Below are 11,052 nucleotides of genomic sequence, written 5' to 3'. Positions count from 1 at the left end.
CACAATAATATTCATGAAGTGGCGAAAGAATTGGGAATAACTCCTTCCCAGGCTTTTCAAGCCATCTATCTCTGTTTATTGGGCAAAAGGTCTGGTCCAAGAGCCGGGTGGTTTATAAGCTCTTTAAGTCGGGATTTTGTGATCAACCGTTTCCTCGATGCCTCCAAATCTTGAGTTACCCGTCGCCACTTGAAGTATCGAATCCGACGAGCGAGAAGCGTTTGCTTTAAGGAAAAGTTAAATCTTTAAGTTTCTGTTGACAGAATGATTCAATGCTGGGAATAATAAAGTAAAGGGATTGGTTTTTTACTCCGGAGGCTTAAGGTGTTTGAGCGGTTTACTGAAAGGGCACGGCGGGTTGTGGTTTTTGCTCAAGAGGAAGCCCGCATGCTCAATCAAAATTATATCGGTACGGAGCATTTGCTTCTGGGACTCATCAGAGAGGAGGAAAGCGTCGCAGTTAGGGCCCTCGAGGCTTTGGGTATAAATCTGGAGGATATCAGAGCTCAGGTTGGGGAACTCGCTGGCGAGGGCAGCTCTGTCCCCAGGGGTCACATCCCCTTTACCTCCCGGGCGAAAAAGGCTTTGGAACTCGCTCTTCGGGAGGCTCTTCAGATGGGACACAATTACATTGGTACAGAGCATATCCTTCTGGGGCTCGTGAGAGAAGGTGAGGGTATAGCCGCAAGGGTTCTCTTCAATTTGGGAGCCGATCTCGAAAGGGTTCGAAATGAGATTATTCAGCTTTTAAGCGGATATTACGCGTCTAAATCGCCTGGGAGCAGATCGAGACATTATGGCTCATCGCTATTGGACGAATTCGGAAGAAACCTCACCAAGTTTGCCCAGGAGGGGCAGCTCGATCCCGTTATTGGCCGGGAGAGGGAAATCGAAAGAGTGATGCAGATCTTAAGTCGCCGTACCAAAAATAACCCCGTACTCATCGGTGAGCCAGGTGTGGGCAAGACCGCTATAGTGGAGGGTCTGGCACAACGCATCGCTGTGGGCGACGTCCCTCAAACTCTGAAGGGCAAACAGATTTATACCCTTGACTTGGGTGCCCTCGTCGCCGGATCAAAATACCGTGGAGAATTCGAGGAGAGATTGAAGAAGGTGATGAAGGAGATTCGGGAACGCGGGGATATTATCCTCTTTGTGGATGAGATGCATAACCTGGTTGGAGCTGGAGCTGCGGAGGGAGCCATCGATGCCGCCAGTATTTTAAAGCCCGCTCTGGCAAGGGGTGAACTCCAAACAATTGGAGCCACCACCCTCAACGAGTATCGCAAGCACGTGGAGAAAGATGCTGCTTTGGAGAGGAGATTTCAGCCCATTCTGGTTAGTGAGTCCACGGTCTCCGAGACCATCGAAATTCTCAAAGGTTTGAGGGATCGATATGAAGCGCATCATCAGGTACACATTACCGACGATGCGTTGATAGCTGCGGCGAATTTAGCCCATCGATATATTTCTGATAGATATCTTCCGGACAAAGCCATAGATTTGATCGATGAAGCTGCATCTAGGGTGAGAATCAAGAGCATGACGACTCCCCCCGATTTTAACGAGCTTGAGGAAGAACTCATGCGAATTCAGCGAGAGAAGGAAGCGGCTGTAGGAGCTAAGCAATTTGAGAAGGTAGCCAGCTTGCGTGATAAGGAAAAGGCCTTGATCACGGAGAAGAGGACCAAAGTGGGGAGATGGACTCCCGAGACCAAAATCAAAGTAACCGAGGAAGAGATAGCACAGATCGTGTCGACTTGGACCGGTATACCTGTGTTTAGACTCACCGAGGAAGAAAGCACCAAATTGCTTCGGATGGAAGAGGCTCTCCATAAAAGAGTGGTGAGCCAAGATGAAGCGATAGAATCCGTCTCACGGGCGATACGAAGAACTCGCGCTGGCCTAAAGGATCCTAAGCGGCCCACGGGTTCATTCATCTTTCTGGGACCCTCAGGGGTGGGGAAAACTGAACTTGCCCGGACTCTTGCTGAATATCTCTTTGGAGACGAGGATGCACTGATTCAGCTCGATATGTCGGAGTATATGGAAAAGCACACCGTTTCCCGATTGGTGGGCTCTCCCCCAGGTTATGTGGGTTACGAGGAAGGGGGCCAGCTTACCGAAGCCGTGAGGAGGAGACCGTACTCTGTGATCTTGTTCGACGAGGTAGAAAAGGCACATCCGGATGTATTTAATGTTCTCCTTCAAATACTCGAGGATGGGCACTTAACCGATGCTCAGGGCCATACAGTGGACTTCAAGAATTCAATAATAATCATGACTTCAAACATTGGAGCTAGATATATCCAGAAGGCCACTCCAGTTGGTTTCTCTAAACCAACCGAGGGGACTCTCTCATACGAGGATATGAAGGAGAAAATAATGAGCGAACTCAAGCGAACATTCCGTCCGGAGTTTCTCAATCGGGTCGATGATGTCATCGTCTTCCGTGAACTCACTAAAGAGGATATAAAAAAGATTGTGGATATAATGTTTGATCGATTAAGAATCCAGCTCCGAAGTCAGGATATAAAGATAGAGGTCACAGATGTGGCTAAAGAGGTACTGGTCAAAGAGGGTTATGATCCAGCTCTTGGCGCCCGACCTTTGAGACGAGCCATTCAACGCTTGGTTGAAGATCCCCTTTCTGAGGCCATCTTGAGCGGTGAGTTTAAGAGCTCGCAGGTGGTTGTGGTCGACTCTGCAGACGGAAAGATTTATTTCCGCGCTCGAGAAGGTGAGAAAGTAACCAGTACGAGTGAGAGTGAGGCATGACCAAGGCAAGATATGTGGTCAGATGTCAGCAGTGCGGTTACCTTTCTCCCAAGTGGATGGGAAGATGTCCCGATTGTGGGGGTTGGAACTCGATGGTGGAGGAGCCATTAGACGATTCCTCCACCGTTTTTAAATGGAAACCTTCTCCGCAAACTCCTCAACAAATCACAACGATTCCAACCTTAAGCGAAGAGCGATACACCACAGGCATTCCAGAATTTGATCGGGTTTTGGGCGGAGGCATAGTCCCCGGTTCTCTAATCTTAATTGGCGGAGAACCGGGTGTGGGTAAGTCAACCCTCCTACTTCAATCATCTAGCAACGTGGCGCAGACAGTTGGTCTGGTCTTACTCGTCTCTGGAGAAGAATCCTCACGCCAGATCCGAATGAGGGCGGAAAGGCTGGGAATGCTCTCCGGAAACCTTTATATCCTCTCCGAAACCGATATGGAACGCATCCGAGGGGAGATCGAAGCTTTAAACCCCGTCCTTTTGGTGATCGACTCCATACAGACGATGTTCCACCCAGATGTCCCCTCCGCTCCTGGTAGCGTCAGTCAGGTTCGGGAATGCACTACCTATCTACTTCAGGTTGCAAAGAGTAGGGGGCTACCCGCTTTTCTCGTGGGACATGTAACAAAGGAGGGATCAATCGCTGGACCTCGTGTGCTCGAGCATATTGTGGATACGGTCCTCTATTTTGAGGGTGAAGCCCACCAGTCTTATCGAATCATCCGGGCGGTAAAGAATAGATATGGCTCGACCAATGAGATTGGTGTTTTTGAGATGACCAACTCAGGGTTGAGAGAGGTCACCGATCCTTCTGCCCTGTTTCTTACTCAGAGGACTGCGGATGTTTCCGGTTCCGTGGTGGTGGCTACAATGGAAGGAACCCGCCCCCTTTTAGTCGAATTACAAGCTTTGGTGACTCCTTCGTATTTAACCATCCCCCGCCGTCTGGCGACGGGTTTGGACTTCAACAGACTCACCTTGAGCTTGGCGGTGTTGGAGAGAAGAGTTGGGTTGCGATTGGAGAACCAAGACGTTTATGTGAACGTCGCTGGTGGTGTGAGAATCACGGAGCCAGGTGTGGATTTGGGGATGATATTGGCCGTGGCATCGGCGCGAAAAAATGTGAGCATCCCCTCGGATGTGGTAGTCTTCGGTGAGGTGGGACTCACCGGGGAAGTCAGATTCGTGAGCCATGTTGAAAGGAGACTAAAGGAATCTGCTAAACTTGGATTTAAGAGAGCTATCTTGCCCCATCCGGTCCCAAAGGGAGACTTCACTCCAGGTGGACATCAGGAAAGCGAAGGGGTTCATTGTGATATGGAAATCTTTCCAGTGGAAACGGTGAAGGAGGCTCTCGCGATATTGGAGTAAAGCGTAAGTTTCGGGAGAGAGGTAAACATGGCAAGAAGAAAGTTGACGAAAGAACAGCTTTTACTCGAAGCCGTTAAAAAGGTTGCTCCCGGAACCGAGTTGAGGGAGGCTTTGGAGCATATAATCGATGCCAAGACGGGTGCATTGATCGTCATTGGCGATACGGAAGATGTTCTAAAGCTCTGCGACGGTGGTTTCGAGCTGGATTGTAAGCTCACTTCTCAGAAGCTCTTTGAGCTGGCGAAGATGGACGGTGCAATAATCTTGGATTCGGAGGTTAAGCGCATCTTAAGAGCAAATGTTCACCTGGTTCCGGATTCCTCCCTACCCACCAGTGAGACGGGAATGCGACATCGAACCGCCGAACGGGTGGCTAAGCAAACTAAAGCCTTAGTGATCTCTATTTCTCAGAAACGAGACGTAGTCTCCCTATACGTTGGTAATATGAAATATGTCCTATTGGATTTGCGAGTGATTTTATCCAAAGCCAATCAAGCCCTTCAAACCCTAGAGAGGTATAAAACCCGACTAGATCAGGTGCTCTCCAATCTCAGCGCTTTGGAGTTTGAAGATTTGGTTACCCTCTCGGACGTCTCAACTGTACTTCAGAGAGCGGAGATGGTGGAAAGAGTCTCTCGGGAAATCGAACGGTACATAACTGAACTTGGTGTTGAGGGAAGATTAATCGAGATGCAGCTGGATGAACTCATGGCCAATGTGGAGGAGGAAAGATTGCTTGTCATCAAGGATTATTGCCGAGATAGCAGGCGGGCTCAACGCATAAGACAGGAGCTCTCAAAGCTTTCACCGGTGCAACTTTTGGATTTAATGGAATTCTGCCAGGTTCTGGGCTATGAGGGCCCAGTGAACATCCTGGATTCGGCGGTTCACTCTCGTGGATATAGGTGCTTAAGAAAAATTCCGCGTCTCCCCATGTCCGTGGTCAATAAGATTGTGGATAAGTTCAAGGACTTACAAGCTGTTCTCAAGGCGAGCATCAAAGATCTAGACGATGTAGATGGAGTCGGAGAAGTGCGAGCAAAAGCCATCCAAGAGGGTCTTAGGAAATTGAAGGAATATCATCTGCTCGAGAGATATATTTAACCCCACATTTATAAAAGTGAAAAGTGAAGAATACTCCCACCAGTTGCCGGTCACTAAAAATATTTTAAATATAGCACTTATCATAGGAGCGGGTTTACTACTCTATAGTGTATTGGTTTTTATTACACCTTCGGTTCAAGATTTTTTTATCCCCTTTATCGTTGGTCTCTTTGTGGGGTTGTTCGTTAAAGATTTGGAGAAGGGAACACTTTTAGGGTTCACAACCGCTTTTATTGGATGTTTTTTGTTTGAATATACACCTACCTCATTTTACCTCTTATCCATTCCTAAAATCGGTCTCTCTCTCATTCAGGGCTTGATTGCCATATTAGGTTCTGCATTCTCCGTAAAACTTTGTATGGCTGGAAGGCGAAAATTCGTTCTTTATTCATTATTGATTTTCATTCTTTTATCCTTCGTTGTGAATGCCACCATCTTTAATACCTTTGTACTCAAGAGGGTCTCCTTTGAGCCTGCCCCTGAAGGATACGCCTTTGATGGATTCCTTTACCTCAAGACTTTTTACCTTATGAAAAGAGGGCATGGCTACTATCGAGCCTTCGGGATGGCTTTCGATCAAGATCGAAGGTTAACTGGTACTCCTCCAGCCATTTTTGGTTGGCGGTTACCGACAATTTTCTGGATTTGGTCAACTCTTTTGCCCGCCAATGGCACCTATCTCAATTATGCGTTTACCTTTTTTTCTTTGCTTTGTATCTGTTCTACATTCATTTTTGCGAGGAAATTCATCCCCGATGAATGGGCTCTATTGGCATCATTTTTACTAGCTCCGTATCTGCTTTATGCCGCCATGAGCTTTTGGTTTCCCTTTGCAGAGTACTGGGGTTTTTTCTTTGCCCTCTTCTCTCTAACCTTTTTTTGTTATCATAAGCAGTTCGAGAGCGCCCTTTTTGCTCTTCTAGCCGTTTTGACGAGAGAGCTGATGATATTTGTTCCCGTAGCTGGTTTATTGGCTAGTGTTTCATCAAAGAACAGAAAGAAAATAATTATCTGGATTTTACCTTTGGTGTGCTTCTCAATTTTTTTCATGATCCATTATCTTGCGGTAAAACCTAAGTTGGTGCACGCGCCCTTCGATTTATCTGCGTGGTTACATGGAGGTTTCGGATTCGTCAAATCCACTCTTGGTTTCGGTTTGAACTTTTTTGCAAAAGGGGAAATGCTCAAATTCCTCCTTCTTTTCTTGGCTCTACTCGGTGTCTTAATGCTTCCAAGGAGGGGGGAGAAGATGATCTTCATGGCTTGCCTATTGCTCCCCGTATTTATATTCTTTATCGTGGGTGGTCCCTGGAGAGATTATTGGGGAATTATTTATATGCCATTCATCCTCATTTATGCCCCGATGTTCTTTGGAAATCTCTCCGGATATCCTTTATTCAATCCAAAAGTCCATTCCAATAATGAGGGGGGATGTTCAAATTAAAATTTTGGTGACCGGTGGGGCGGGATTCATAGGTTCACACGTTGTCGACGCCTATTTAGCCCAAGGACATGAGGTTATCGTTGTGGATGATCTTTCCACTGGCAAGGAAGAAAATTTAAATCCATCCGCCAAGTTTTATAGGATGGATATCCAGGATGAGAATTTAATCGATGTTTTTGAAAAGGAACAACCAGAGGTGGTCAATCATCATGCAGCTCAAATCGATGTCCGAAAGTCGGTGACATATCCGAAATTCGATGCTCGAGCAAATATCCTGGGGACGATCAATATTCTTGAGGCTTGTGTGGAATGCAAGGTGAAAAAGATTATTTTCGCCTCATCGGGTGGCGCCATCTACGGTGAACCTCAATATCTCCCTGTTGATGAGGTACATCCCCAAAAACCCATCTCCCCCTACGGAGTGAGCAAGCTTTCCGGCGAATTTTATATTCAGGCTTACCGCGACGTCCATGGGCTTAAATTTACAATCTTGCGTTATGGGAATGTCTATGGACCGCGCCAGGATCCACTTGGAGAGGCGGGCGTTATCGCCATCTTTTGTTCTCAGATGCTTGAAGGCACGCCTCCCAAAATCTTTGGCACGGGTGATCAGCTCAGGGATTACGTATATGTCGAGGATGTGGTCGAGGCTAACATCATTGCGCTATTGGGGGGAGATAATGTGGCGGTAAATATTGGGACCGGAATTGGGACCTCGGTCAATGAACTTTTCAAGAACTTAAGTAGCATTATTGGTTTTGCCCAAGATCCAATATATTGCCCTCCCCGACCCGGAGAGCTGGATAAGATATTTCTGGCGCCCGACTTGGCTCGAAAGGAACTCGGTTGGGAGGCGACCACGGATTTAATGAAGGGTCTGAGGCTCACTGCCGATTACTTTAGAAATAGAATTAAAACGAAATAGAATTTGAAACGTGAAAAGAATAATCCCTGATAGGGTAGCTATTTTAAGGGCGAGGGTGAGTTCAATGGGAAAGCTGAAGGTAATGACGGTCTTTGGCACGAGACCAGAAGCCATTAAACTTGCACCAGTGATTAAAGAGTTGGAAAAGCAGCCTGAAAAATTCCAAACAGTAGTTGTGGTAACCGCTCAGCACCGCGAGATGCTCGACCAAGTCTTAAATCTTTTTGAAATCACCCCAGATTATGACCTTAACATCATGCAACCCGAGCAAGAATTATTTGATATCGCTACAAAATCGCTTGCTGGTCTAAAGCCAATTTTAGAGAAAGAGAAACCAGATATTCTATTAGTCCAAGGGGATACCAGCACCACTTTCTTTGTAGCACTCACGGCTTTTTATCTTAAAATTCCAATCGGACACGTGGAAGCTGGGCTACGGACAAAGGATAAGTATCATCCATTTCCGGAAGAAATAAATCGCAGGCTTACTTCCCACCTAGCAGACATCCATTTTGCCCCCACAGAGACAGCCAAAAAGAATCTGATTGTAGAAGGAATCACACCTGAATCAATCCATGTAACAGGAAACACAGTAATCGATGCCCTCCTTGCCACCGTAAAAAAAGAATACAGCTTCGATCAGCCACCTCTAAGTGAAGTTGACTTCTCAAAAAAAGTAATTACGGTAACAGCTCACAGAAGAGAAAGTTGGGGAGCGCCATTAAATAACATTTGTGAAGCCGTCAAAAAGATTGTCGAAACTAATCCCGATGTAGAGGTGGTCTTTTCAGTACACTTGAGCCCAAAGGTACAGGAAGCCGCAAAAAAAATCTTGGGCAGTAGCGAAAGAGTTCATCTTGTTGCTCCGTTAGATTATGTCCCTTTTGTTCATCTGATGAATAAGTCTTACTTAATTCTTACCGATTCCGGTGGGATACAAGAAGAGGCACCATCGCTCGGAAAACCTGTCTTGGTGATGCGAGAAGTAACTGAAAGACCAGAGGCAATCGAAGCTGGAACAGCTAAACTGGTGGGGAGAAGTACCGATAAAATAATTGCTGAGACTTCGCTTTTGCTAAACAACAAAGATGAATATCAAAAAATGGCGCAAGCAAAGAATCCATACGGCGACGGCAAAGCATCAGAAAGAATCATTGAACTTCTACAAGTGAGATAAGAAAATTAATTTTACCCTTAAGGATAAAAAGTATGCTAAAATGTCCCGTATGTGAGAAAAAACAAGGTTTTTCCTTGATTGAGAAAGTAGAAAAATTCAAGATATTGAAGTGTTCCTCTTTGCCATCTTGAATTTTCCGATCCGATGGATTACGACTCAAACCTCTACAATGAATGGTACGAGGAGGAAGATATTGACTTCGCTTATACTGAATGCCTTCGTATCGCTTCTTTTCTTAGAACACACCCAAAAAAGTCGTAAATTCCTTGAATTAAACCAGCTCTATGCCCTGCGATGGATCAAGAAACATTTTAACAAGGTGCTAAAGTATTGGACATAGGGTGTGGGAGTGGAAGTTTTCTTTTAGCACTAAGGCAACAAGGGTACGCGCCATACGGAATTGAAATTGCCAAGGCTGCTGTTAAAGAGTTAAAACGCAGTGGCTTTAATGTAGCAGAAGGTCCATTAGAAAACACTCCTAAAGAATGGGGCGACTTTAATATTGTAACCGCAAAAAAAGACGGGAAATACAAAAAAGTAGAAGAGTCTCTATAAGTTACATTGAATCCATTCTTACAAAATGAGCAATAGAAAAGAAACTTTAAATCTCTGTATCTTCTTTTTTGCTGAAAATACCATTAAATGCTGATAATTCATTCATCAAAATAGGTAGGCGAGGACTCGTGGAAGATGTTGAGTATGTGGATTGTAATCTATGCGGTTCTAAATCACACGACTTACTATTTATTGGAAGAGACCGAATGTATGGACTGGAAGGAGAATTTAAACTCGTTCAATGTCGAAAATGTGATTTGATTTTTATTAATCCTCGCCCAACTCCACAGGCAATTAGAAATTTTTATCCAGAAAATAAGTATTATGCTTTTTCGCCTCATCTAAAGTCTTCCTCTACCTTAAAAGAACTTACCCGCTGGACAATTCTTAAAAAATATTATGGTTATCCTTCACCTTCTCAAGAAGTTGACCGATTTTCTCCCCTTTTAAAATCAATAGCAAATTTTTTGGCTCCATTTTTTAGAAAACGACTTTCAAGGATGCTTCCATATCAACAAGGTGGGCGAGTATTAGATGTGGGTTGTGGCAGTGGAGAATACTTACAACTTATGAAACAATTAGGCTGGGAAACATACGGTATCGAACCAAGCAAAAAGGCAAGTGTCTTTGCTCGAGATAAGCTAAGTTTGAATGTAAAAACAGGAACCCTGGAAGAAATTACCTTTCCCGATAATTATTTTGACTTGATTACTCTGTGGCATGTTTTAGAACATCTTCCAAACCCAAAAGAAGCATGTATAGAACTCAATAGAATCTTAAAGCCTAATGGGACATTAATCATAGGGGTGCCAAATGTGGCAAGTTTGGAAGCAAAAGTATTCAAAAGCCGCTGGGTTGGCTGGGAGGTACCACGCCATCTCTACGATTTCTCTCCGAAAACTCTTAGACAGCTCTTACAGAAAGCAAACTTTACGATTATCAAACTCGCTTACTGTTCTGATCCTTTTGGAGTTCTAGCAAGTATGGAGTTTACATTACCCTTCATTCGTTTTACCCGTATTCGCACCTTTAGGTGGTTATTTGCCCCTTTCTCCTATTTTCTTGATTTAATGAGAATCGGATGGTTCATTGAGGTGCATGCAAAGAAAACCAAACCTGGAAATAGTGGGATAGAATTTAAAGGCGAGGAAGGCAAGTAATGAGAGTTGGTCTTTCCATTGTCATCGTCAATTGGAACACAAGGGATTTGTTAAGAAACTGTTTGCAATCGATTTACCAAAATCCGCCAAAAGATGATTTTGAAGTCTTTGTAGTTGATAATGCCTCCACCGATGGAAGCCCCGAGATGGTGGAGAAAGAACTCCCGCAGGTAAAGCTGATTAAAAATAAAGAAAATCTCGGCTTTTCTAAAGCTAATAATCTGGGAATTAAAAGTAGTGGGGGAGACTATATTCTTCTTTTAAACAGCGACACTCAGGTTCTCCGAGATTCTCTTCCAAAAATGGTTGAATACATGGATACCCATCCAAAAGTGGGTATCTTAGGGCCTCAACTCATCAAACAAGACGAGGAAATAATTCAAATGCCATGGGGGTGGTTTCCCTCAATTTTCGGAGAGATGTTGCAAAAGTTCTTTACCCCCCACCGAGTCCAGAAAAGTAAAATAAGCCATGTTCTTACTGTCTGGCTCCAAAGAAGAGAGAGAAAGGTACCTATTGTTGCCGGA

Annotated in this window: 9 protein-coding genes; all 9 read left to right on the top strand. The window is 44.9% G+C overall.

Features of this window, described 5'->3' with window-relative positions:
- The first annotated feature begins 324 nt into the window (after window positions 1-324).
- Window positions 325-2,778: an ATP-dependent Clp protease ATP-binding subunit gene (locus AB1466_01955; protein ID MEW6188866.1), complete on the top strand. Its 2,454-nt coding sequence runs from the start codon at window positions 325-327 to the stop codon at window positions 2,776-2,778.
- Complete coding sequence (gene radA / locus AB1466_01950; GenBank protein MEW6188865.1) at window positions 2,775-4,160, top strand: DNA repair protein RadA; 1,386 nt, start codon at window positions 2,775-2,777, stop codon at window positions 4,158-4,160. The genes AB1466_01955 and radA overlap by 4 nt, the downstream gene beginning before the upstream one ends.
- Window positions 4,161-4,187: 27 nt before the next feature.
- Window positions 4,188-5,264, top strand: coding sequence for a DNA integrity scanning diadenylate cyclase DisA (gene disA / locus AB1466_01945; protein ID MEW6188864.1), 1,077 nt, complete (start codon window positions 4,188-4,190; stop codon window positions 5,262-5,264).
- Window positions 5,265-5,307: 43 nt separating this feature from the next.
- Window positions 5,308-6,708, top strand: a complete 1,401-nt coding sequence (locus tag AB1466_01940; GenBank protein MEW6188863.1) for a hypothetical protein — start codon at window positions 5,308-5,310, stop codon at window positions 6,706-6,708.
- Entirely contained in the window at window positions 6,686-7,633 is a 948-nt protein-coding gene (locus AB1466_01935; protein ID MEW6188862.1) for an NAD-dependent epimerase/dehydratase family protein, read from the top strand. The genes AB1466_01940 and AB1466_01935 overlap by 23 nt, the downstream gene beginning before the upstream one ends.
- A 64-nt stretch (window positions 7,634-7,697) precedes the next feature.
- Window positions 7,698-8,810, top strand: coding sequence for a UDP-N-acetylglucosamine 2-epimerase (non-hydrolyzing) (gene wecB, locus AB1466_01930; protein MEW6188861.1), 1,113 nt, complete (start codon window positions 7,698-7,700; stop codon window positions 8,808-8,810).
- Window positions 8,811-9,140: 330 nt separating this feature from the next.
- Complete coding sequence (locus AB1466_01925) at window positions 9,141-9,365, top strand: class I SAM-dependent methyltransferase (protein ID MEW6188860.1); 225 nt, start codon at window positions 9,141-9,143, stop codon at window positions 9,363-9,365.
- A 128-nt stretch (window positions 9,366-9,493) separates the two neighbouring features.
- Window positions 9,494-10,525 (top strand): class I SAM-dependent methyltransferase, encoded by a 1,032-nt coding sequence (locus tag AB1466_01920; GenBank protein MEW6188859.1) that lies wholly within the window; start codon window positions 9,494-9,496, stop codon window positions 10,523-10,525.
- On the top strand, window positions 10,525-11,052 hold a 528-nt coding region (locus tag AB1466_01915; GenBank protein ID MEW6188858.1), incomplete at its 3' end, for a glycosyltransferase family 2 protein. The genes AB1466_01920 and AB1466_01915, both read left to right, overlap by 1 nt.

The organism is Actinomycetota bacterium (assembly GCA_040755895.1).
In the GTDB taxonomy this organism is placed as follows: domain Bacteria; phylum Actinomycetota; class Aquicultoria; order Subteraquimicrobiales; family Subteraquimicrobiaceae; genus Subteraquimicrobium.
The sequence above is the reverse complement of the archived record's forward strand: the minus strand, read 5'-3'. Positions and strand labels throughout refer to the sequence as shown.

What these genes read in the sequence shown, in the direction of transcription:
- disA (MEW6188864.1), top strand. Translation starts at nt 4,188, where the DNA reads ATGGCAAGAAGAAAGTTGACGAAAGAACAGCTTTTACTCGAAGCCGTT.
- wecB (MEW6188861.1), top strand. Translation starts at nt 7,698, where the DNA reads ATGGGAAAGCTGAAGGTAATGACGGTCTTTGGCACGAGACCAGAAGCC.
- AB1466_01935 (MEW6188862.1), top strand. Translation starts at nt 6,686, where the DNA reads ATGAGGGGGGATGTTCAAATTAAAATTTTGGTGACCGGTGGGGCGGGA.
- radA (MEW6188865.1), top strand. Translation starts at nt 2,775, where the DNA reads ATGACCAAGGCAAGATATGTGGTCAGATGTCAGCAGTGCGGTTACCTT.